The 24492-nt window shown below is 53.8% G+C and carries 18 protein-coding genes and 1 tRNA gene; 12 read left to right on the top strand and 7 right to left on the bottom strand.

The annotated features are described in order from the left end of the window. Positions 1-15 precede the first annotated feature (15 nt). From Q0O33_RS01275 to carA, 4 genes are all read right to left on the bottom strand, one after another. Positions 16-678 carry a rhomboid family intramembrane serine protease gene (locus Q0O33_RS01275; RefSeq protein ID WP_295494998.1) on the bottom strand — a complete coding sequence of 221 codons (663 nt, stop codon included), beginning with the start codon at positions 676-678 and terminating at the stop codon, positions 16-18. 36 nt (positions 679-714) lie between these two features. Next, positions 715-1191, bottom strand: a complete 477-nt coding sequence (gene greA, locus Q0O33_RS01270; RefSeq protein ID WP_295495323.1) for a transcription elongation factor GreA — start codon at positions 1189-1191, stop codon at positions 715-717. A gap of 98 nt (positions 1192-1289) precedes the next feature. Further along, positions 1290-4610 carry a carbamoyl-phosphate synthase large subunit gene (carB, locus tag Q0O33_RS01265; RefSeq protein ID WP_295494995.1) on the bottom strand — a complete coding sequence of 1107 codons (3321 nt, stop codon included), beginning with the start codon at positions 4608-4610 and terminating at the stop codon, positions 1290-1292. 109 nt (positions 4611-4719) lie between these two features. Then, positions 4720-5877, bottom strand: a complete 1158-nt coding sequence (gene carA / locus Q0O33_RS01260) for a glutamine-hydrolyzing carbamoyl-phosphate synthase small subunit (RefSeq protein ID WP_295494992.1) — start codon at positions 5875-5877, stop codon at positions 4720-4722. Positions 5878-6087: 210 nt separating this feature from the next. On the opposite strand from carA, the gene Q0O33_RS01255 reads away from it, so the two are divergent. The 5 genes from Q0O33_RS01255 to Q0O33_RS01235 all read left to right on the top strand — a co-directional run bounded on the left by Q0O33_RS01255 (position 6088) and on the right by Q0O33_RS01235 (position 12762). Beyond that, positions 6088-6540 (top strand): GatB/YqeY domain-containing protein, encoded by a 453-nt coding sequence (locus tag Q0O33_RS01255; protein ID WP_295494989.1) that lies wholly within the window; start codon positions 6088-6090, stop codon positions 6538-6540. Position 6541: 1 nt separating this feature from the next. After that, on the top strand, positions 6542-8407 hold the full coding sequence (dnaG, locus tag Q0O33_RS01250) for a DNA primase (RefSeq protein ID WP_295494986.1): 1866 nt from the start codon (positions 6542-6544) through the stop codon (positions 8405-8407). Between the two features lie 18 nt (positions 8408-8425). Then, positions 8426-10486: an RNA polymerase sigma factor RpoD gene (gene rpoD, locus Q0O33_RS01245; protein ID WP_295494983.1), complete on the top strand. Its 2061-nt coding sequence runs from the start codon at positions 8426-8428 to the stop codon at positions 10484-10486. A gap of 182 nt (positions 10487-10668) precedes the next feature. Next, positions 10669-11514: a MoxR family ATPase gene (locus tag Q0O33_RS01240; protein WP_295494980.1), complete on the top strand. Its 846-nt coding sequence runs from the start codon at positions 10669-10671 to the stop codon at positions 11512-11514. Between the two features lie 63 nt (positions 11515-11577). Further along, a complete protein-coding gene (locus Q0O33_RS01235) occupies positions 11578-12762 on the top strand; it encodes a VWA domain-containing protein (RefSeq protein ID WP_295494978.1) in 1185 nt (394 codons plus the stop codon). On the opposite strand, the gene Q0O33_RS01230 is transcribed toward Q0O33_RS01235, so the two are convergent. Then, positions 12759-13958: a DUF1343 domain-containing protein gene (locus Q0O33_RS01230; RefSeq protein WP_295494975.1), complete on the bottom strand. Its 1200-nt coding sequence runs from the start codon at positions 13956-13958 to the stop codon at positions 12759-12761. The two genes, Q0O33_RS01235 and Q0O33_RS01230, sit on opposite strands and share 4 nt — an antisense overlap. After that, entirely contained in the window at positions 13955-14515 is a 561-nt protein-coding gene (locus Q0O33_RS01225) for a DOMON-like domain-containing protein (RefSeq protein ID WP_295494972.1), read from the bottom strand. Before Q0O33_RS01225 ends, Q0O33_RS01230 begins: the two co-directional genes overlap by 4 nt. Positions 14516-14547: 32 nt before the next feature. On the opposite strand from Q0O33_RS01225, the gene tyrS reads away from it, so the two are divergent. Then, positions 14548-15774 (top strand): tyrosine--tRNA ligase, encoded by a 1227-nt coding sequence (gene tyrS, locus Q0O33_RS01220; protein WP_295494969.1) that lies wholly within the window; start codon positions 14548-14550, stop codon positions 15772-15774. Positions 15775-15784: 10 nt separating this feature from the next. Here the strand turns inward: tyrS and recG are convergent, their stop codons facing one another. Beyond that, positions 15785-17845 carry an ATP-dependent DNA helicase RecG gene (gene recG / locus Q0O33_RS01215; protein WP_295494967.1) on the bottom strand — a complete coding sequence of 687 codons (2061 nt, stop codon included), beginning with the start codon at positions 17843-17845 and terminating at the stop codon, positions 15785-15787. Between the two features lie 60 nt (positions 17846-17905). Here recG and Q0O33_RS01210 point away from each other — a divergent pair, with 60 nt between their 5' ends. The 6 genes from Q0O33_RS01210 to Q0O33_RS01185 form a co-directional block, all read left to right on the top strand. Next, entirely contained in the window at positions 17906-18193 is a 288-nt protein-coding gene (locus tag Q0O33_RS01210; protein WP_295494964.1) for a succinate dehydrogenase assembly factor 2, read from the top strand. Next, positions 18190-21660: a transcription-repair coupling factor gene (gene mfd / locus Q0O33_RS01205; protein ID WP_295494962.1), complete on the top strand. Its 3471-nt coding sequence runs from the start codon at positions 18190-18192 to the stop codon at positions 21658-21660. Before Q0O33_RS01210 ends, mfd begins: the two co-directional genes overlap by 4 nt. Positions 21661-21788: 128 nt before the next feature. Then, a complete protein-coding gene (gene moaA / locus Q0O33_RS01200) occupies positions 21789-22775 on the top strand; it encodes a GTP 3',8-cyclase MoaA (protein WP_295494959.1) in 987 nt (328 codons plus the stop codon). Continuing rightward, positions 22772-23548 (top strand): NAD kinase, encoded by a 777-nt coding sequence (locus Q0O33_RS01195; protein ID WP_295494956.1) that lies wholly within the window; start codon positions 22772-22774, stop codon positions 23546-23548. Before moaA ends, Q0O33_RS01195 begins: the two co-directional genes overlap by 4 nt. Before the next feature lie 74 nt (positions 23549-23622). Further along, positions 23623-23697 (top strand) — tRNA-Asn (locus Q0O33_RS01190). A gap of 574 nt (positions 23698-24271) precedes the next feature. Then, the coding region (locus tag Q0O33_RS01185) for a hypothetical protein (protein ID WP_295494953.1) at positions 24272-24492 on the top strand (221 nt) is incomplete at its 3' end.

Below are 24492 nucleotides of genomic sequence, written 5' to 3'. Positions count from 1 at the left end.
AAAAAGCAAACGCAGTTAAGACTGTCTATACCGCCACAGCAATAGTGGTCGCGCTAGCAATAATCCGGCGATAAACCCACCAATGTGCGACCATATTGCGATAGATATTCCCAAACCGGGCCCTACAAAGCCAAGCGCAAGATTTAACCCTGCCCAAGCAATGGTTAACTGCAACGGCCGCGCATATTCTGCAGGAATTGGCCCCCAAGCTTTTGGCTTTTTGTTCGGAAAGAGTAATACATAAGTGCCAATAACACCAGAAATCGCGCCGCTTGCGCCAATGGCTGGGACCATCATGTTCATAGACATGGGCCAATCCATAAATGATGCAAGGCACTCCATAGCTGCTGCGACATATGCCGATCCGATGTAAAGCGCGAGATAGAGCCCACCGCCCAAAACACGTTCCACCATCTTACCGATGAGCAAAAGCATCAGCATGTTCATCACGACATGCGCGATGCCGCCATGCAGGAATGCCGCCGAAAGGGGCGTTAAAAACGCAGGCACGAGGAACCCGATGTCGGGAAATGCAGCACTAGAACTACTGAGGCGGATCGGGGATAGTCCGCCCGATATCACCGCATTTTGCCACCAAGACGGAACCAACAATATTGAAGCGATCACCAAATTGATGGCAACCAATGCATTGGTAACAGGGCCACGGGGAAACTGCATGTCAGGCCGTTAGACGCTTCTCACCGAAGCGCACAATCAGATAAACTCGATTTTCGATACGAGATAATATTTGTCGCCGGACGGCACAGTCAATTCGACTTCGTCTTCGACAACGCGCCCAATCAGTGCGCGGCCTAATGGCGAATTGTACGAAATTCGTCCAGCTTTTGCGTCGGCTTCGGTTTCGCCAACAAGCTGATAGCGCACGGACTTATCATTTTCATCTAGCAAGGTAACGGTCGCACCAAAGACAATCTTGTCGCCCGACAGGGTAGAAGGGTCAATGATCTGTGCACGACCGATCTTGTCCTCAATTTCCGAAATCGCTGCTTCAACCTGCCCCTGACGCTCTTTTGCGGCGTGATATTCGGCGTTTTCCGATAGATCGCCATGCGCGCGCGCTTCCTCGATTGCTTCCACAATCAAAGGCCGCTCGTCACGAAGGCGCTTCAGGTCGGTCGTAAGCTTTTCATAGCCTTCGGCCAACATCGGATATTTCTCAAAACTCGCCATCAGGCAAAAACCCTTCGTCACAAATATATCCCGACCGGACGCGCGTTAACCACCCATCCGATATGCAGTTCAATGGTCGGGGAAAGATACTGCTCTTGTTAATAATAGTCTTGAAGTGGCCGAACTTCAAGTTGCCGTTGTTGCAGCGCGGCAATCGCCTGCGCAACCGCCACACTTCCCGCAGCCGTCGTATATTGCGAAACCTTGCCCGCAAGCGCGGAACGGCGGATTTCTTCGCTGTCTTTCAGGCTTTGCCAACCTTCGGTCGTATTGAATATAAGCTGGATTTCACCATCCTTAATTTTGTCGACAATGTGCGGCCGACCTTGGGCGACCTTGTTAACGCGCTCAACCTCAATGCCCTGCGCCAGCAAATAGTCGGCAGTGCCGCCAGTCGCGCAGACTGTAAAGCCGCATGCGATAGCTTGGCGGACCGCAGGAACAATCACGGGCTTATCGGTGTCTTTCACGGACACGAATAGCTTCCCGCTCATTGGCGGTGGCATACGCGCACCGATTTGCGATTTGGCAAAGGCCGTCGCGAAGTCGCGATCAATGCCCATGACTTCGCCCGTTGATTTCATTTCGGGCGACAGCACGGGATCAACACCGGGGAACCGATCGAATGGGAATACCGCCTCTTTCACCGCAATATAGTCAATATCAAGATTGATGGGCGGCAAGTCTTTCAACATTTCGCCTGCCATAACGCGCGCCGCGATCTTGGCGATGGGTGCGCCGATTGCTTTCGCGACGAAGGGCACGGTGCGGCTTGCGCGTGGATTGACTTCAATCAGATAAACTTCACCGTCTTTCACGGCGAATTGGATGTTCATCAAGCCGCGCACACGTAGGTTAATCGCCAGCAATTCCGTCTGACGGCGGATTTCCGCAATGATATCGGCAGGTAGGCTATATGGCGGGATAGTGCACGCAGAGTCGCCGCTATGCACGCCGGCTTCCTCAATATGTTGCAAGATACCCGCGACAACAACTTCGTCGCCATCGCATAAAGCATCAACATCGACCTCAATCGCATCGCGCAGATAGCTGTCAATCAGCACGGGCGAATCGCCGGATACGATGACCGCCGTCTGGATATAATTTTCCAGTTGGGCTTGCGTGTCGACGATTTCCATCGCGCGACCACCAAGAACATAGGACGGCCGCATCAGTACAGGGTACCCAATGTTATCAGCAACCTTGATCGCTTCTTCGCGGCTGCGCGCGATGCCGTTTTCGGGCTGCTTGAGCTTCAACTTATTGATCAGCGCGGCAAAACGCTCACGGTCTTCGGCCAAATCAATGGCATCGGGTGACGTTCCCAATATTGGAATGCCCGCCGCCTCAAGCGCCTTCGCCAAATTCAGCGGCGTTTGCCCGCCGAACTGAACGATAACACCTTTTAACGTGCCATTCTGTTGTTCAACATGCAGGATTTCGAGGACATCCTCGGCGGTTAACGGTTCGAAATACAAGCGATCGGACGTATCATAGTCCGTCGAAACCGTTTCGGGGTTGCAGTTGATCATGATCGTTTCATAGCCAGCATCCGCAAGCGCAAAGCACGCATGGACGCAGCAATAATCAAACTCGATTCCCTGCCCAATACGGTTTGGTCCACCGCCCAGGATAACGATTTTCTCGCGGTTAGTAGGCGCGCTCTCACACTCCGGCATACCAATGCTTGGCGCCTCATAAGTGGAATACATATAAGGCGTTTTTGCTTCAAATTCGGCAGCACAGGTGTCGATACGCTTGAACACAGGACGCACGCCTAATTTGTGACGCAGCGCGCGCACTTCGTCTTCGGTCACGGCACCCGCCATCGCGCGGGCAGCCTGCATCGCAATGCCCGAACCACGGCGAACTGCCGTTTCCATGCCGGGCCGCATATTGACCGATTCCACCGCCAGATAGGCAAGTCGCTTGTCGGAGAAGCCCATGGCCTTCAAACGGCGCAGCGCCTCTTGGGTATTGGGCAGACCGTTAGTCTTAACATCATTCTCGGCGGCGATGATTTCCTCAAGCCGTTCGAGGAACCATGGGTCAAACTTGGCGATAGCATGGATTTCCGCGACGCTCATGCCCTCACGCAGGGCTTGCGCCGCGACCAGTAACCGGTCGGGTGTTGCACGGCTGAGTTCGGCGGACAACTCGTCCTTAGATGCGCCGCGCAAAGCATCGATATAATTGAAGCCCGACAAACCGGTCTCAAGACCACGAAGCGCCTTTTGCATGCTTTCGTGGATATTGCGGCCAATCGCCATCACTTCGCCTACCGATTTCATAGCCGTATGCAGCAATGGTTCGGCCCCTTTGAACTTTTCAAAGGCGAAGCGCGGGATTTTGGTGACAACATAATCAATCGTGGGTTCAAACGATGCCGGTGTTGCGCCAGTGATGTCGTTGGTTATCTCATCAAGGGTGAACCCAACGGCCAGCTTTGCCGCAACCTTGGCGATGGGGAAACCCGTCGCCTTTGACGCCAGTGCTGAAGAACGCGACACGCGCGGGTTCATTTCGATGACGATAAGTCGGCCATCCTTCGGATTGACTGCGAACTGTACGTTCGAACCACCTGTTTCTACACCAATTTCACGCAAGCACGCGATGCTCGCATTGCGCATAATCTGATATTCTTTGTCGGTCAGCGTCAATGCTGGAGCAACGGTAATGGAATCGCCTGTATGCACGCCCATCGGGTCAACATTTTCAATCGAGCAGATGATGATGGCGTTGTCAGCGCGGTCGCGGACAACCTCCATCTCATATTCTTTCCACCCGAGTAGCGATTCTTCAATCAACACTTCAGTCGTCGGCGACGCATCCAAACCGCCCGTGACGATCTTGATAAATTCATCGCGGTTATATGCAATTCCGCCGCCGGTGCCGCCCATGGTGAAGCTTGGGCGGATAATCGACGGCAAGCCAGTGCGTTCCAGCACTTCGAGCGCCTCATCCATCGAATGCGCGATACCCGAACGCGCCGATTCCAGTCCAATCTTAGTCATGGCGTCGCGGAACTTGATCCGATCCTCAGCCTTGTCGATAGCTTCGGCATCGGCGCCGATCATCTTGACCCCATATTTCGCCAGCGTGCCATCGTTGAACAACGCCAAAGCCACGTTCAATGCTGTCTGCCCACCCATTGTCGGCAAAACCGCGTCGGGGCGCTCTTTCTCGATGATTTTGGCGACAATTTCTGGCGTAATCGGCTCGACATAGGTCGCATCCGCCATATCTGGATCGGTCATGATCGTCGCCGGATTGGAATTGACGAGAATGATGCGGTAGCCCTCCTCGCGCAGCGCCTTACACGCCTGCGTCCCAGAATAATCAAATTCGCACGCTTGCCCAATGATGATGGGGCCAGCGCCGATGATGAGGATGGATCTTATGTCAGTGCGTTTGGGCATTAGGCTACCTGTCGCTTGAGAATACAGGCCGCAGCCAAGATGCTATTCGATAAAATTCCCACATGATGAACAGCTTTATATTCCCATTTTTGTGGAACATTCGGAGCGGTCATCCCATCATCCCCGCGAATTTTTCGAACAGATAATGGCTGTCTTGAGGGCCGGGTGAGGCTTCGGGGTGGTATTGTACCGAAAATGCGGGCTGGTCGGCGAGTTCGAAGCCGCAATTGCTGCCGTCAAATAGGCTGATATGCGTTGCCTTCGCATTGGCGGGTAAGGTCGCTGCGTCCACCGCAAAACCGTGGTTCATACTGGTGATTTCGACCGCACCGTCGCTGAGGCGCTTTACCGGATGGTTCGCGCCACGATGGCCCTGATGCATCTTCTCGGTCTTCGCGCCAACCGCGAGACCAAGCATTTGATGACCAAGGCAGATGCCGAACAAAGGTTTTTTGGTTTCCAACCATTTTTGGATCACCGGCACGGTATATACGCCGGTTGCGGCAGGGTCGCCGGGGCCGTTGGACAAGAATAGGCCATCGGGCGCATGGGCCATGATTTCTTCGAAAGTTGCGGTGGCCGACACCACGGTCACGTCGCAACCTACGTCAACAAGGTTGCGTAGGATGTTGTGTTTGATGCCATAATCAATGGCGACAACTTTTTTGCGGCTCTTGGCTGGTGTTGTATAGCCTGCACCCAGCTTCCAAAGCCCTTGATCCCAACCATAAGTTTGCAACGTCGTTACATCCTTGGCGAGGTCCATGCCTTCTAATCCGGCCCAAGCCTTTGCCTGCGCCAACATGGTGGGCACATCAAAGTCACTACTGGCGGAATGCGCGATCACAGCGTTTGGCGCGCCCGCAATGCGGATCAGCCGCGTCAGCGCGCGGGTATCCACGCCGGAGATACCAATGCGGCCATTGGCCTTCATCCATGCGTCGAAATGCTGCGTGCTCCGGAAATTGGATGGGCCCGTCACATCTTGCCGGACAATCGCGCCCAAGGCATGCGGGTTCAACGCCTCGACATCCTCTGGGTTCGTGCCAACATTGCCAATATGAGGAAATGTGAAGTTGATAATTTGTCCAGCGTATGACGGGTCAGTCATCACTTCCTGATAACCCGTCATCGCGGTGTTGAAGCAGACTTCACCAACGGCTTGCCCCTCGGCACCAAAGCCCCTGCCCCAGATGACTTCCCCAGACGCCAGAACCAATACCCCCGTCGCTCCAGAAGGCGCGCGCGATGAGTTGGGGTCGGCCATGATGGGGTCGCTCCTGATAATCAGATTACAGCAATGTCGCTAAGGCACCGCGCCTAGAGATGACGCGCCTAAGCGTCAATGCGGAAATCGAGAAAGCTGTGGAATGTTTTTGCACGATAAGTCTTCAACTGCCACACCCAACTTGTTTCAGGGTGACGGAATTTGGATGTTCGTCTAACGACATTTAAGTTCAAAATATCGGAAACACATATGATTCGTGATACCATTAAAGCTGCTCAAATCATCGCAATGAAAGCGGGCGATAAAGACCGTTTGGCCGCCGTCCGCCTGATCCTCGCCAAGATCAAAGACCGCGACATAGAGCTTCGCACCGCATCCCAGCAGCCCGATGACGACGCGATGGTGGTTGAGGTGATGCAGAAAATGATCAAGCAACGCCGCGAATCGATAGTCTTATATGAGCAAGGTGGCCGCGCTGAGCTTGCGGAAGTTGAGGCGGCGGAACTGGCAATCATCGAAGATTTTCTGCCTACGCAACTAAGCGACGCGGAAACCAGCGCGGCGATCGAGGGAATCAAAGCCGAGCTTGGCGCAGAAACCTTGAAAGATATGGGCCGCGTCATGGCTATCCTGAAAGAGCGTCATGGCCCACAACTCGACATGAGCAAGGCCAGTGCTCTGGTGAAGGCTGCGTTGGGTTAAGGTGGCACTTACCCCGCAATGGCTGGACGAATTGCGAGCGCGGATCACGCTCTCCGCGCTGATCGGACGCACGGTCAAGGTTACAAAGGCTGGCCGCGAGTTTAAGGCATGCTGTCCGTTCCATAACGAAAAATCGCCCAGTTTCACGATCAACGACGAAAAAGGTTTCTACCATTGTTTTGGCTGTTCCGCGCATGGTGATGCCATTCGTTGGATGACCGACCAGCGCGGCCTGTCTTTTATGGATGCGATAAAGGAGCTGGCAGCAGAGGCCGGCATGGAAGTCCCTGCCCCGGATCCGAAGGCAGCGCAGCGTGCCGAAAAGGCAAACAGCCTATATGATGTAATGACGGCAGCACAGGACTGGTTTGTAACGCAATTGCTTTGTGTTGAGGGTTCCGCTGCGCGCGGATATCTAAAGCAACGCGGATTTACGGAGCAAACTATCCGCGACTTTGGCTTCGGCCTCGCGCCCAACAATCGCACAGGTTTAAAAACCGCGTTGAAGCAATTTGGCGACCAGATGCTGATTGAGGCAGGATTGCTCATTTCGGTCGATGGCAAGGCAGCCTATGACCGGTTTCGTGGACGATTAATGATCCCAATCCGCGATCCACGTGGCCGCGTGATAGCATTTGGAGGTCGGATTTTAGGCGAAGGTGAGCCGAAATATCTCAACTCACCGGACACGCCCTTATTCGACAAGGGCCGAACGCTCTATAATCTCGACAAATGTTCGCCAGCGTCGCGTCGGACAGGCCGCGTAATTGTGGTCGAAGGTTATATGGACGTCATTGCCCTTGCGCAGGCGGGCTTTGCCGACGCCGTCGCGCCGCTGGGCACTGCGCTTACCGAGCAGCAGATCCAGATGCTGTGGCGGATGACCGAAAGGCCTTTATTATGCTTTGACGGAGACTCTGCAGGGCAAAAAGCAGCCATGCGGGCAGCTTTACGCGCCCTTCCATTGTTGAAACCCGGCCATAGTCTTCAGTTTGTGACCTTGCCCGAAGGACAAGACCCCGACGATCTTGTGAAGGCATCAGGAGCCGCTGCGCTTACAGCGCTCCTAGAATCCTCTCAGCCGCTCGTAGAGAGGCTATGGAGGGCGGAAGTGTCTGCTGCCCCACTCGATACGCCGGAGGACCGTGCGGGCCTTAGGCAGCGTCTGGGAGCACATATGGCAAATATTGCGGACGGAGAAATTCGTCGCCATTATGGCGATGCTTTTCGCGAACGGATCGATAATCTATTCGCGCCGCGACGCAGCGCTCCATTTATACCCTCCGGCCCCTTTGTGCGCGGAAGAAAGCCTGGATGGAACAAGACGCAAACATTACCACCAGGCACGGAGACCAAGAGTTTCAACGCCAAGGGTTCCGATTTTCTTGTCCAAGGTGTGCTAGCGGCACTGTTACGCCATCCTGCGCTTATTGCACAACATCATGAGGCGCTGAGCGACTTCGTCCCGCCCGATCCGAATCATGCGGCTTTGCTCAACGTGATGCTCAACGAATCTTTCGGCAAAGAAACGCTTGATACCGAGGGCCTAATTACCATATTGGGTGAGAAGTTGTATAATGTCGCATCTGCATTACTCCACAGCAACGGTATGGTGTTTGCCTTTAACCGTGCAGAGTTTGGTGCGGGGGGCGACGGTTTTTCCAACGCTTCAAAAGATTTGGGTGAAGCAATCAGGCTTATGAAGCAGCGTCCGGCGCTGGAAGAAGCTCTGGAACGCGCCACGCAGTTGGCGGGCTTGGAGATGACTGAAGAGACTTTTGCCGAACAGCAAAGGTTGCGACACGAAAAAAAGGCATTTGACGATCGTATCATCGAATTTTTTCGGCGTGATGCGGATAGTTTGTAAGTTCATCGGGGAATTATTTTGGCAAGTCGCGCGAATGAAAACGAAGAAGATATTGGCGAAAACGGTGATACTCCGCTGATTGATTTAAATGATGCGACCGTCAAAAAACTGCTCGCTAAGGCGAAGCGCCGAGGCTTTCTGACGTATGATGAACTGAATTCAGCGCTGCCGCAGGATCAGATGTCATCCGAACAGATTGAAGATGTTATGTCCGCAATCAACGACATGGGCGTACAGATTGTTGAGAATGACGAAGCTGGCGATGATAATGAAGCTGGCGATGATAATGAGGACGATGTTGAGGAAGAAGTCGAAACCATCGACAATATTTCCGAAAATGACCCCCGCTCGCTAACAAACACTACCAAGAAAACGGGCACTGGCGAACGCACTGATGACCCCGTCCGCATGTATTTGCGGGAAATGGGCGCGGTCGAATTGCTGTCCCGCGAGGGTGAAATCGCTATCGCCAAGAGGATCGAGTCTGGTCGCGACACCATGATTTTGGGCTTGTGTGAGAGCCCTATCACATTCCACGCGATCATTGACTGGTCTAACGCGCTCAATGATGGCGAAATGCAGTTACGCGAAATTCTTGACCTCGATGCCATGCTTTCGAAAGAGCCTGCCCCTGAATCGCTGACCGAAGATGGCGAAGAAGAAGGTGATGGCGAAATCAGCGAGAAAACCGCTGGTCCTACCTATAAAGAGGAAGATGAAGTCGACGACGAACCCGAAGCGGCAAGCGACGACGATGATGAGAACATGACGGAGCGGCGCTCACGTCCTGTTGAGGAAGAAGAAGAAGATAACACCCTTAGCCTCGCGCAGATGGAAGAAGCCTTGAAGCCCGCTGCACTTGAGCGCTTCGCCAAGATCACCTCGCTTTTTAAGAAATTCTCGAACATTCAGCTTGAGCGTATGCGCGCACTGAACGCTGGGGAGGATTTTTCTACAGCTTCGGAAAACAAGTATCACAAATTGCGTGAAGAACTGACTGCCGAAGTTGAAAGTGTTCAGTTCCATGCAAACAAGATCGAATATCTGGTCGATCAATTATACTCCTTCAACCGCCGCCTGACCGCCCTTGGCGGTCAGATGCTGCGCTTGGCCGAACGGCATAAGGTTCCGCGCAAAGCGTTCCTAGACAGCTATATGGGTCATGAGCTGGATGAGAACTGGCTCGCCGAAGTGTCAAATATCGATAAAAAATGGACAGCCTTCGCAACGAACGAAGCCGAAAGCGTGGAGCGCATTCGCAGCGAAATAGCTGACATCGCGGCCAATACTGGCATGTCGCTTGGCGAGTTCCGCCGTATCGTGAACATGGTGCAAAAGGGTGAGCGCGAAGCACGCATCGCGAAAAAGGAAATGGTTGAGGCGAATTTGCGCCTCGTGATTTCCATTGCCAAGAAATATACCAACCGTGGTTTGCAGTTCCTAGACCTTATTCAGGAAGGCAATATCGGTCTGATGAAGGCGGTCGACAAGTTTGAATATCGCCGTGGGTACAAGTTCAGCACTTATGCAACCTGGTGGATCCGTCAGGCGATTACGCGTTCGATAGCGGATCAGGCACGGACGATCCGTATTCCAGTGCACATGATCGAAACGATCAACAAATTGGTGCGTACAAGCCGCCAGTTCCTGCACGAACAGGGCCGCGAGCCTACTCCGGAAGAAATGGCCGAACGTCTTTCCATGCCGCTTGAAAAGGTACGCAAGGTGATGAAAATTGCCAAGGAACCGATCAGCCTTGAAACCCCAATTGGCGACGAAGAGGACAGCCATTTGGGCGATTTCATCGAAGACAAAAACGCGATCATTCCGGTGGATGCGGCAATTCAAGCCAATTTGAAGGAAACAGTGACACGCGTTCTGGCGTCTCTGACCCCACGCGAAGAACGCGTCCTGCGTATGCGTTTCGGCATTGGCATGAACACTGACCACACGCTTGAGGAAGTCGGGCAGCAATTCAGCGTGACGCGTGAACGTATTCGCCAGATTGAAGCCAAAGCCTTGCGCAAACTCAAGCATCCAAGCCGCAGCCGCAAAATGCGCAGCTTCCTAGACCAATAATACCTATTTTTATTTTTAGAAATGGGCCTCTTCTTAAAATCAGGAAGGGGCCCTTTTTCTATAGACGAATAACATGTGCACACCGCTACAACATCTTGTGCCGTGTCGCGTAATATAATGTTGCATATCCCGATTGGCGCACTTAACGAATTAACCGTTCGATTAACAAAAAGGGTTCGTCCATGCGCTTTGAAGGCACCGATAATTACGTCGCCACCGATGATCTGAAGGTCGCCGTTAACGCCGCCACAAAATTGCGTCGGCCTTTACTAGTCAAGGGTGAGCCGGGTACCGGCAAAACCGTTCTAGCTCAGGAAATTGCGACAGCGCTTGGTGCCCCGCTCATCGAATGGAATATCAAGTCCACGACCAAAGCGCATCAGGGCCTATATGAATATGACGCCGTAGCCCGCCTACGCGACAGCCAATTGGGCGATGAGCGCGTACATGACATCAAAAATTACATCAAAAAAGGCAAACTGTGGGAGGCCTTTACTGCTCCCCAATTGCCCGTGTTGTTGATCGACGAAATCGACAAGGCCGACATCGAATTTCCAAACGATTTGTTGCAAGAACTCGATCGCATGGAATTTTTCGTTTACGAAACGCAAGAGACCGTCAAAGCGGTCGAGCGCCCCATCGTCATAATCACATCCAACAATGAAAAAGAGCTACCGGACGCTTTTCTGCGCCGCTGCTTCTTCCATTACATCAAATTCCCCGATCGTACGACGATGCAGGCGATTATCGACGTCCACTTTCCCGGTATTCAAAAAATGCTCGTTTCGAAGGCGATGGACATTTTCTACGAAGTCCGGGATGTGCCAGGTCTCAAGAAGAAGCCAAGCACAAGCGAATTACTCGACTGGCTGAAGTTGTTGCTGCATGAGGATATGCCATTGGATGTGCTTCAGTCGCGTGACCCGACCAAGGCAATCCCGCCTTTGCACGGTGCGCTGCTCAAAAATGAACAAGATATCATGTTGTTTGAGCGGCTTGCATTCATGGCCCGCCGCCCCAACAACTAGGATTCCGCTAGCGCCGCTCGTTCGCCAAAAGCCTAATCGGTCACTTTAGACAGGATCCAACCGATGTTTTTCTCATTTATGGAAGAGTTGCGGTCTGCCGGCATCTCGGCATCACTGAAGGAACATCTGGCCCTGCTTGCGGCGTTAGATGCTGACGTGATTGGCCAAAGCCCAGAAGAGTTTTACTATCTGGCGCGCGCGACGCTTGTGAAAGACGAAGCGTTGCTTGACCGTTTTGACCAGGTGTTCGGCAAAGTGTTTAAGGGCGTCTTTACGGAATATGGACAAAATCCAGTCGATGTCCCTGCGGATTGGTTAAAGGCTATTGCCGAAAAATATCTCTCGCCCGAAGAAATGGCGAAGATAGAGAAAATGGGCAGCTGGGACGAGCTGATGGAGACGTTGAAAAAGCGGCTCGAAGAACAGGAAAAGCGCCATCAGGGTGGTAATAAATGGGTCGGCACTGGCGGCACATCACCTTACGGCAATTCAGGCTATCACCCTGAGGGCGTACGGATTGGAGGCGAATCCAAGCATAAGCGTGCGGTCAAAGTGTGGGACAAGCGTGAGTTTCAGAATCTCGACAACACTAGAGAGCTTGGGACACGAAACATCAAAATTGCCATGCGCCGCCTGCGCCGATTTGCCCGCGATGGAGCGGTAGAAGAGCTAGATATTGATGGCACTATCAACGGCACAGCGCGGCAGGGCTGGCTGGACATCAAAATGCGTCCGGAACGGCGCAATGCCATAAAAGTGCTGCTGATGCTGGACGTTGGCGGGTCGATGGATCCGTTCATCAAGCTTTGCGAAGAATTATTCAGTGCGGCCACTAGTGAATTCAAAAATTTAGAATTTTTCTATTTCCACAACTGCCCCTATGAAGGCGTTTGGAAAGACAATAAGCGCCGGTTCAGCGAACGCACACAAATGTGGGACGTACTCCACAAATTCCCCCACGATTATAAGGTGGTGATGGTTGGCGATGCCTCCATGAGCCCTTATGAGATCACCCATCCGGGCGGTTCGGTTGAACATTTCAATGAAGAATCGGGCGCGGTTTGGATGAACCGTATCACCAGCACCTATCCTGCGACGGTTTGGCTGAATCCTGTGCCGGAAAAGCAATGGGGCTATTCGCAGTCGACAAAGATCATCAAGGAACTGGTCAATGACCGCATGTATCCGCTGACGCTAGAGGGTCTGGATGACGCAATGCGCGAACTCAGCCGCAAGCACGGGCATTAATATAGCAAATTTTTGCGCCGTTCTTCGATCCAATCACGCTCATCGATAGACGTTAAGTCATCAAATTCCTCTGGTGTACTATCTACAGCATCAACCCATTCGCGCAAAGCTGGCCCGCCATTGATGACATCAATGGCTAGCTTGCCCAGTTCATACTCGTATGGAAAATCGCGCCAAAGATCATAGTCCGGATACAAGCGCCGGATGGCCTTGAATGCCAATGTCTGCAAGCGCCAAGGCCGGAAGGCCTCATGATCGTAGCATGTTCCTTCGGCATGGATATGCACGCCATGGCAAAGCTGGTGCACATGTTTGTGGAATGTTGGTTCAAACCAGATTTCGCGCAAGCTGCAGCCTCTCAGCCATGAAGGTGCGAAGCTATGCATTTCAGCGATCACGGCGCGCGCATCCATATCAGGTGCACCAAATATCTCGAGCGGACGCGTTGTGCCCCTGCCCTCGGACAAGGTCGTGCCTTCCAGCAAAACGGTCCCCGCATAAGCCCGCGCCATATTGACGTTCGCAGCATTAGGGCTTGGGTTGATCCAAAGCCGGTCCGCCGGCCAACCGAACCCAGGAGCAGCGTCCGGGGCATAGCCCTCCATCGCGATAACGTGATAATCGACATCAATCTTATAATAATCGATGAACCATTTTCCCATCTCGCCCAGCGTCAGGCCATGCCGCATAGGCATAGGCCCTGCTCCGACAAAGCTTTCCCATCCCAAACGCAGCGTAAGGCCCTCTACAGGGCGTCCGGCGGGGTTTGGGCGGTCAAGTACCCAAACCGACTTTCCATGCGCAGCAGCAGCCTCCAGCATGTACAGTAACGTGGTGATGAACGTGTAAATACGGCACCCCAGATCCTGCAGATCAATGAGGAGGACATCGAAGGTCTCCATAGAATCTGCGGTTGGACGACGCACTTCTCCATACAGGCTGAACACGGGTATGTTGTGCGTGGGATCCATGAAATCTGGAGATTCCATCATATTGTCCTGCTTGTCACCGCGCAGGCCGTGTTGGGGGCCAAAAGCGGCCGTGACATTTACGTCTTCCAATACCGCGAGTGCGTCCAGCGAATGCGTAAGGTCCGCCGTAACGGAAGCGGGGTGCGCCAACAAAGCAACGCGCTTGCCTTTCAAGGGCGCGCGCAGCTCGGGTTCTGCCAAAAGGCGATCAATTCCAAATTTCATGCCGCGCTTCGTGCCTCCAGTTGCACGGCAAAGCAATCCTTATGATGAAAATCCGGCTTGCCCGCAGGGTGCGCTGCAGCCCAATATGAGATATCACCAGTTTTCGTAGCAATAACTGCGCTGATGCCTGCCCGCAGGCTGCGGCCCTGCCACGCATCGGGTAATATGATTGTCGCCATAAGCGTAAGCGCATCGGCCGCTTGCGCGACTGTGATGATTGGAGCATCTATGCCCAAATTAACCATCTTAGAGCGATAGCTGGCAAATTGATATGCGGCCCATTGGCGCGACGGCGAAAAATTAAATTCTAAATAACTATCATCTTCAAAATTTCCGATAAATACCTCAAAACAAGTGCTTTTCCATAATCCATCCATGCGATCCGGATTTGATTGGACCGGTATTTCAAGTGCGCTGACTTCGCCAGATACGCGATAGGCCAATAAATGTTCGCCGTTTTCCGCACGCGTAAACGTGACACCAATATCCTCAATGCCGCCCGAATCCGACTGCGCGTGACAAATCAACGGCACTTCAGTCATTGAAATATTGGCCAATGTCGAAACTCCATGCTAGGCGCGAACGCGTTATGACTGCTTATAAATCCGATCTCCTCCGCCTGCTCGATGCACGTGGTTATATTCACCAAACAACCGACGCTCCGGCGCTGGACGCATTGGCATCACAAGCGATTGTGCCTGGCTATATAGGCTTCGACGCGACCGCGCCATCGCTTCATGTCGGCAACCTTGTCTCGATCATGCTGCTGCGACGTCTGCAGCAAGCTGGCCACAAGCCAGTGGTCGTTATGGGCGGCGGAACAACCCGGATTGGTGATCCAACGGGCAAAGACGAAGTCCGCAAGATGCTGACCGACGACACGATCGAAGCGAATATCCTTTCGATCCGAACAGCATTCGAGAAATTTCTAACATTTGGCGACGGCCCAACGGACGCCGTGATGGTCAACAACCATGATTGGTTGGGGCAATTGGGATATATTGAACTGCTGCAGCAGGTTGGTACGCATTTCACCATCAACCGCATGCTGGCATTCGATTCGGTGAAGCTCCGCCTTGACCGCGAACAGCCGATGACCTTCCTCGAATTCAACTATATGATCTTGCAAGGCTATGACTTCCGGCATCTGAGCAAGACTATGGGCGTTCGCCTGCAAATGGGTGGGTCGGACCAATGGGGCAACATCATTAACGGTATGGAACTCGCCCGCAGAATGGATGGTGCGGAGGTGTTTGGCCTAACAACCCCGCTGATCACCAAGGCCGACGGTTCAAAAATGGGCAAGTCTGTGTCTGGCGCGATTTGGTTGAACCGTGATCAGTTGCCTGACTATGACTATTGGCAATTTTGGCGGAACACGGACGATCGTGACGTTGGGCGGTTCCTGCGCTTGTTCACTGACATATCTTTGGACGAAATTGCGCGGCTTGAATCGCTGGGCGGTTCGGAAATCAATGCGGCGAAGATTGCATTGGCAAACGCCGCGACCGAGTTGTGCCGTGGCGCCGATGCGGCTATACTTGCTGCAGAAACAGCGCGAAAAACATTTGAAGAAGGCGCATCCGGCGGCGATTTGCCCAGTATTGATGCATCGGGTGAGATTTCCGTCATTGATGTGTTGGTTGCCCTTAACTTCGTTGCGTCAAAGAAAGAGGCGCGTCGTATGATTCAAGGCGGCGGCGCGCGGGTTGATGGTGACGCGGTAACTAACGAAGACGCGGTCATCGCGACGCAGGCGGGCCCAGTCAAAATCTCGGCGGGGAAGAAAAAACACGGGCTAATCAACTTCGTATAGGCCACGGCGGCTAACCGCCGCGCAACGTCGCTACGCCTGCGTCTCGTTCAAACAAATATAGCGCCACCCGCGCCGCTTGACCGCGTGCGCCATCAAGCCCGCCGTCGCGGTCAAGCAATAGACGCGCATCATCGGCGGCAACGCCGATCAGCGCACGCACCTGTTCGGGTGTCGCGACGCGAAACGGGTTTTCGCCCGACTGTCTTGTGCCCAGCAATTCGCCCGCACCGCGCAATTTCAAATCTTCCTCCGCGATGCGAAAACCATCATTTGTCTCACGCATCAATGCCAAGCGCGCCCGCGCCGTTTCCCCAATTTGCATGCTGCGCACCAATATGCAGATGGATTTTTCCGATCCACGGCCAACGCGTCCACGCAATTGGTGGAGCTGCGCGAGGCCAAAGCGGTCTGCTGCCTCAATCACCATGAGGCTCGCATTTGGCACATCAACACCGACTTCGATAACCGTTGTGGCAACCAACAAGCGGGTTTCTCCAGCCACAAAACGTTCCATGACCGCGTCTTTTTCAGGCCCACGCATCCGTCCGTGCACCAACGCGACCTGATCACCAAAGCGCAAACGCAAATGTTCAGCGCGTTGTTCGGCAGCGGCAAGGTCACTTTTGTCGCTTTCCTCCACCAATGGGCACACCCAAAATGCTTGTTTTCCAGCGGCAAGATGCCGCGCGACGCCATCGACCAACTCCGCCAGACGGTTTTGCGACATCACGCGGGTTTCAACCGGCGTTCGCCCTGGAGGAAGCTCGTCGAGGATCGAGCTATCCATTTCGCCATAAGCCGCGAGCGCAAGGCTGCGCGGGATTGGGGTTGCGGTCATGACCAACAAATGCGGCACGCCCTTGCCCTTGCGGGAAAGCATCAGACGTTGCGACACGCCGAAGCGGTGCTGCTCATCAATCACCGCAATCGCCAGCGCCTTATAGGTCACAGCTTCTTGAAAGATGGCGTGAGTGCCGACCAAGATATGGATCGACCCATCGGCCAACCCCATCAAAGTTGCCTCACGTAAGCTACCTTTTTCGCGCCCGGTAAGAATCGCGATGTTGATTGGCAGCCCCGAAAGTAATTTTTGCAGGCTAGCATAATGTTGCCGCGCCAAAATTTCGGTGGGGGCGAGCATTGCCGACTGCATCCCTGCCTCAACACCGCGCAAAAGCGCCATTAAAGCGACCATCGTCTTGCCGGCGCCGACATCACCTTGCAACAGGCGGAGCATGGGCCGAGACTGCGCGATGTCGCCCTCAATCTCCGCAATCGCGCGCTGTTGCGCCCCTGTAAGCGCAAAGGGCAATGCTAGTTTTGACACCAAAGACCCGTCGCCGCATATCGGCATCGCGGCGCGTTTATCCATCGCCGCACGGATTAAACGCATCGCAAGTTGGTTGCTTAATAGCTCATCATAAGCCAGCCTATCCCGCGCGTCTTGGTCATCCTTGTTGTGTAGTAGGTTGATTGACTTCGACCAACTTGACCATCCCCGACTGGATATCAAAGTCGGTTCAATCCACTCCGCCAAATCCGGCACAGCTTGTAAAGATGTCGCCACCAATTGGCCCATACGCTTGTTTGTCAGCCCATCGGACAAGGGATAAATTGGTTCGGCCAACCCCGGCGACGAGTTACTGTCGAGGGGGACAATATGGTCGGGATGCACCATCTGAAGTTCGTCCCCATAACGGTCCAATTTGCCCGATATGATGCGTTTTTCCCCAACAGGAAGCTGTTTTCGCGCCCAACCGCCATTCCGGCCAAAAAAGGTCAGCGTAATGTAATTGCCTCCCGCGTCCGCCGCAAAGATGCGTAATGGCGCGCGCGGACTATTCCCGCCCCGATGATCCATGACTGTAACAGTTAGAATGATGTTTTGGCCCACATCGGCCGCATCCAAACAGGACACAGACTTGCGATAGGTCCAACTGCTAGGAAAATGGTACAGAACATCCTTCACCCGTTCCAACCCAAGCCGCTCTAACGGCTTGGCAAGACCAGGACCGACCCCCTTTAGGGCACGTATGTCTGTAAATAACGGATTGAGTATATCGGGGCGCATGACTAGGGCCGCTTATAACCCGATAATCATATTCCACCACAAGCTTAAAGGACGCGCGCCATGGACGCTGACCCCTATCGTCGTAAATTGCATTATCGCGCGCACCACCGTGGCACGCGTGAAGCCGACGCTATGGTCGGTGGATTTTTCGATCATTGTTCTGCCGAATGGGGCGAAGAGGAATATGCATGGTTTGAGCGTCTGCTGGAGGAACAGGATGTCGACATCATGGCATGGGCGCTTGGCACGGCGGAGCCCGACCCCTCCTTTGCTGGCCCGTTAATGGATCAGTTGATGCAACTGGATTTCATTACGCTTCCGGAAGGGCTTAGCACCCATAAGTCATGATTGACCTGCAGCGCATCATTAGCAGCCGCCAAGCGATGACGCTGGCGTCGGTTCCCAATGGCTTTGCGCCGTTGTTGCTGGCGGACCTGACGCGGGCGGCGAAAACCCGCGCGCTCTTTATTGCGCCCGATAAATCGGCGATGCGCGCCATTGCCGATGCGGTGCCTTTTTTTGCGCCGGAAATCGAAATCCTTATTCTGCCGAGTTGGGACTGCCTGCCTTATGACCGCGCCTCGCCATCCGTCGCGGTCACATCACAGCGTATGTCGACTCTGCAAGCGCTGCAGCAACCTGCGAAAAAGAAGCAGCTTGTGGTTACGACCGTCGGCGCGGTTATTCAAAAATATGTGACGCCTTTTCGCATTCGCCAGACAGGCGAGCGATTAACTGCTGGCCGCGAGATTAGCCGCGAACGGCTTGCGTCTTTGCTGCAATCCAACGGCTATTTCCGCGTCGAGACCGTCGCCGACGCTGGCGAATTCGCGATACGCGGCAGCATTGTTGATCTGTTTCCCGCTGGTAGCGAAGTCGGCCTTCGCCTCGATTTCTTTGGCGATGAAATTGAAAGCATCCGGCGTTTTAATCCAGCAGACCAGCGCAGCATTGATCAAGTCGAACATTTCGACATCCTACCTGCCGTCGAAGCTTTAATGGATGAAGAGGCGATTAAGCGCTTCCGTGTCGGTTACCGCGAACGTTTTGGCGTAACCGCGACAGGCGACCCAATATATCAAGCGGTCTCCGAAGGCCGCAGACTGTCCGGCATGGACCATTGGTTGCCTTTGTTCGAAGAGCGCATGGCGACGATATTCGACCATGTTGGCGCAGACGCACTGGTTATCCGCGACAGCGGCGCAATCGCCGCGGGACAGTCGCGGCTCGATTCCATCACCGACTATCATGAAAATCGCTTGAAAGCACAAGCGGCGGAGCCGGGAAGCTATCGCCCGCTCCCGCCGGAAATGTTGTATCTCAGCAGCGATGAGCTTGAGCAATTATTTGCGGATAACGCAGCACATCTGATCACGCCGTTCGCGCAGCCGGACACGGCAAACATCATCGACTTTGGCATTGGCGCCGCGCGCGATTTTGCACCGGAACGGGCACTAAAGGCCAATGTGTATGAAGCGGTAGCCGCGCACCTTAAATCGCTGCATGCCGCCAAAACCAAAACGGTCATCGCCAGCTACTCCGGCGGCGCGCGTGACCGACTGAAGAGTTTGCTGGCGGATCATAAGGCGCCCACGATTGTCTCAGTCGACAGTTGGCAGCAAGCCTTGGGCGTCGCTGCCGGCCAGACCGCCATTGTCGTCCTACCTCTGGACCATGGCTATACGACACCAGATCTTGTCGTATTGAGCGAGCAGGACATGCTTGGCGACCGTTTGGTGCGGCGTCAGAAACGGCGCAAGTCGGCGGACGCATTCCTCGCCGAATTGGCGGCGCTAACGCCCGGTGACCTTGTGGTGCACCAAGACCATGGTATCGGACGCTATGATGGCTTGATTTCCATCCCTGTCGGTAACAGCCCACATGACTGTGTGGCGCTGACATATTCAGGCGGCGACAAATTATATGTCCCTGTTGAAAATATCGACGTGCTGTCGCGTTATGGTTCGGACAGCGAACATGTCGCGCTCGACAAATTGGGCGGCGAAGCGTGGCAGCGGCGCAAGTCAAAGCTGAAAGATCGCATCCGTGCCATTGCTGGCGAGTTGCTCAAAACCGCCGCCGAACGCGCATTGCGGGCGGGTTCGGTTATTGAAGTTGATGGCCCTGCTTATGCGAGCTTTGTCGACCGCTTTCCTTATGAGGAAACCGAAGATCAACTTCGCGTGATTGAAGAAGTGCTGCAGGACCTATCCGCGGGCAAGCCTATGGACCGTCTGGTCTGCGGCGATGTTGGTTTCGGCAAGACCGAAGTAGCCATGCGTGCCGCCTTTGCCGCCGCCATGGCCGGTCTTCAGGTCGCGGTCATTGCGCCAACCACCTTACTGGCGCGGCAGCATTATGCGAACTTTGCCGAACGTTTCCGTGATTTGCCTTTGAAACTGGGTCGCCTGTCGCGGCTTGTGCCCGCGGCAGAGGCCACGCAAACGCGTGAGGGCCTTGCCGATGGGACCGTGGACATTGTGATCGGGACGCATGCCGTGTTGGCAAAATCGCTCGCATTCAAGCGCCTTGGCCTTGTCATCGTGGACGAAGAACAACGCTTTGGCGTTAATCACAAGGAACAACTCAAGGCACTCAAAACAGACGTCCATATGCTCACGCTCACCGCGACGCCCATCCCGCGCACATTGCAAATGGCGATGTCGGGCTTGCGTGAGCTGTCGGTCATTCAAACCCCGCCCGTCGACCGTCTGGCCGTGCGGACATATGTCATGCCGTGGGATCCCGTTGTGCTGCGGGAAGCCTTGCTGCGCGAACATTATCGCGGCGGGCAAAGTTTCTTCGTTGTACCGCGCATTACCGATTTGACCGAAATCGAAGAATTTCTGCGCACCGAAATACCCGAAGTGAAATCTGTCACCGCGCATGGTCAAATGTCGCCCACCCAAGTCGAGGAACGGATGAGCGCTTTCTATGAAAAGCGGTACGATGTTCTGCTTTCAACGACCATTGTCGAAAGCGGCCTCGACATTCCAAGCGCCAATACTTTGATCATCCACCGCGCCGACCGTTTCGGCCTTGCACAATTATATCAACTTCGCGGCCGTGTGGGGCGCTCCAAAACGCGTGCTTATGCCTATCTGACTCATGAACCGAACCGTGTGCTTACCGAGACAGCGGAGAAGCGCCTGAAGGTGCTAGGCGACCTCGATAGCCTGGGCGCGGGTTTCCAGCTTGCAAGCCATGACCTCGACATTCGTGGCGCAGGCAATTTGGTCGGTGATGAGCAATCCGGCCATATCAAAGAAGTCGGCTTTGAATTATATCAATCGATGCTGGAAGAAGCGATATTGGAAGCACGCGCTGGCGCGCAAGGACTGGCGAAACCGCGGGGCGGATTCTCGCCGCAAATCACCATCGACGCGCCCATCCTCATTCCGGACGACTATGTCCCCGACCTGTCGGTCCGCATGGCGCTGTATCGCCGCTTAAACGATCTCGAAGAGGGTCAAGACGTCGAAGGCTTCGCTGCGGAAATGACGGATCGCTTTGGCCCAATTCCCGAACCCACGCAAAATCTGCTTAAACTTATCCAGATTAAGCAAAACGCCCTTATCGCGCAGGTCGCCAAAATTGAGGTCGGCGCGCGCGGGACATTGGTTAGCTTCCATCAGGATACGCCGCCCAATGTCGCGGGCTTACTCGCTTATGTCGACAAGCTTGGCCAAACGGCGAAGTTGCGCCCCGATAGCAAGCTCGTGATTAACCGCGTTTGGGGCGACCCTGCGGCGCGGCTCAACGGGTGTTTACAACTGTCACGCGGCCTCGCCAGTCTGGCGCGTAAATCGGGCTAATCCTTGCGTGGAGTCAATCGTCGAGACACTTGACGGTAAATTCCATGCCTAACGAATAATCTTGCCCCCAATATGGCCGCTGTTGGATTCAGCTTTCGTCCGCAGGCTTTTGCGCTTACATCGCAGAAATGATCGACGGTTTCGGACGCAATATCGACTATTTACGGATATCGGTGACCGACCGTTGCAATTTTCGTTGCACCTATTGCATGCCGGAAAAGCAAAGCTTTCTGCCGCATAGCGACCTACTGACCTATGACGAAATCATGGTTCTTGTGGAACGATTCATCGCGCACGGCATCCGCAAAATCCGCCTTACTGGCGGCGAACCGCTTGTGCGGCGCGATATCCAAATCTTGATCGACGCGCTGGGTCAGCATGTCCGCAACGGCAAGCTCGACGAACTGACCATGACGACCAATGGCAGCAGACTGGATCAATTTGCGCCGTTGCTCGCATCGGCGGGCATGAAAAGAATAAATGTCAGCCTCGATACGTTAGATGCAGATGCTTGTCGTCGTATCAGCCGCGGCGGCGACCTCGACACAGTATTAGCCGGCATCCATGCGGCGCGCGTGCACGGTTTGGATGTCAAAATCAACATGGTCGCGCTGAAGCAGCAGAATGAAGACGCGCTATTGCCGATGGCGCATTTCTGCGCCGAACATAAGCTTGATCTTACGTTGATAGAAACCATGCCCTTGGGCGCTGGTGTTTTGGAACGCGAAGAGAGCTACATATCGCTCGATGATTTCACAGTGCCGCTTCGTGAGCTTTATGATCTCCATTCTTTAGCCCATAAGAGCGCCGGCCCTGCCCGCTATTGGCGCGTTGAACCATTGGGCCTTCGCCTTGGTCTCATCACACCCATGAGCCATAATTTTTGCGATCATTGCAACCGGATCCGCCTGACCACCGATGGCAAGATTTACATGTGCCTCGGCTCCGAACTGCACGTCGATTTACGCAAAGCGCTGCGTGAAGACACGCTGGCCGATGTCGATTATTTGCTTCAAAAGGCTTTGCGGCTTAAACCCCAACGCCATGAATTCGAAACCCAGCTTGCGCAGCCCGATTTGCGGCTCGCGCGGCATATGAATGCAACAGGTGGATGAACCCGAATATGCAACTTGCGATCATCTCGTCGGCAACACCGCAAGCGCGTGAAGCCGAAGCACTTTTGCGCGAAGTGCATGAATTTGTGCCGCTCGACAGCGCCGATGCGGTCATCGTGCTTGCTGGTGACGGACACATGCTTCAGGTCTTGCACCAATTACTGGAAAGCCGTCGCGACATTCCCGCTTATGGCATGAATCGCGGGACAATTGGCTTTTTGATGAATGGTTGGGATGTGCATGACCTTCCCAGACGCTTGCAACGCGCCAAGTCCTTTTCTGTCCATCCGTTGACGGCAGAGATAACCACAATCAGCGGTCAAAAATTCACATTGCCCGCGATTAACGAAGTGTCGCTGCTGCGCGAGACGCGTCAGGCGGCCAAGCTAGAGATTTCGGTCAACGGCAGAGCCGTCATCCCCGAACTGATCTGCGATGGCATATTGGTTTCAACACCTGCGGGGTCCACCGCGTATAACTTATCCGCCAATGGCCCTATTCTACCTTTGGACTCCTCGTTGCTTGCTTTGACGCCCATCAGCCCTTTTCGGCCGCGACGTTGGAAAGGCGCAATTTTACCTGACCGTTATGTCATCCGGATCAAAATATTGGAGGCCATTAAAAGGCCGGTGAGCGCCGTCGCAGATCAACGCGAAATTCGCGACATTGCGCAGGTCGAAGTCGCCCTGGACCGCAACCGTGCACTGACTTTATTGTTCGATCCAGAGCATGCTTTGGATGATCGTATTGCGATGGAACAATTTATTGTCTGAACGGGCAATGGGCGCTTGCCAAAAGCAAAAAAGCGCTGCTATAGGCGCGCCTCTGCCCGAGAATATCGGGCTGTTCCCTGGTAGCTCAGTGGTAGAGCAGTTGACTGTTAATCAATTGGTCGGGGGTTCGAATCCCTCCCGGGGAGCCATTAATGCCTGTCATGGCATTGAATAATATAAATATTATTAGTTTCCAGATTCTTGGTATACACTTTGTATACACTTTTTGCTAAGCTGAGGTCCTATCGCCTTATTCTGGTTGATGGCCCCCACTGTTCCTCCTTAAATATTATTCAGCTCAAGGTGTTTTCGGGAATTTACTACTGGACGAACTACAACCGAGGGTTAAGTTCGTGACATGTCGCACCGCAAGCTCTCAATTGGTCAAATTCTCCGATACCCGCGTGAGTTTTCACCAACCAGTCCCATGATAGATGGGGTTACGAATTTTTGGCATATCACGCACTTAGATAGCTTCGCTCGTCCGCAGTTAGAAAAAGGTATAAACCCAATAGCCCCCGTCAAAACGGCAACAGGAAGTCGCAGGCCGGCAATCCGCGAACGCCCTTTGGCTTTGCGGGCAGTACCCGCTTCATATCAGCAATAGGCACAAGGCATCTTCCAACGTCCACAGAGGCCAGCTATACCGATGGTAATTCTTTTGGCAGATCGCCATAAAAGGACAGCTGGGCTTCAGTATTTCTGGAGCTGAGGGAGAGACAAATGAAAAAATTATTGGTTAACGCCTGGAATTTCATATTTAACAGCGATGTTAGTCCGCTCCGGCATATTCCTGATGTCTCAACGCGGCACTATGTTCTGCAAGCGTTAGGCGCCATGTGGGTTCTCGCATTTAGCCTTGCAATCGGCAGCTATACATTCTTTGCTTTCAATCTGATCGGGCACGTCGTTTTGATCGGTGCCGCTGCCATTACGATTGCGAC

This window comes from Sphingorhabdus sp. EL138 (assembly GCF_945862485.1).
In the GTDB taxonomy this organism is placed as follows: Bacteria; Pseudomonadota; Alphaproteobacteria; order Sphingomonadales; family Sphingomonadaceae; genus Sphingorhabdus_B.
Note: the sequence above shows the minus strand (reverse complement) of the source record. Positions and strands in the feature narration are given on the sequence as shown.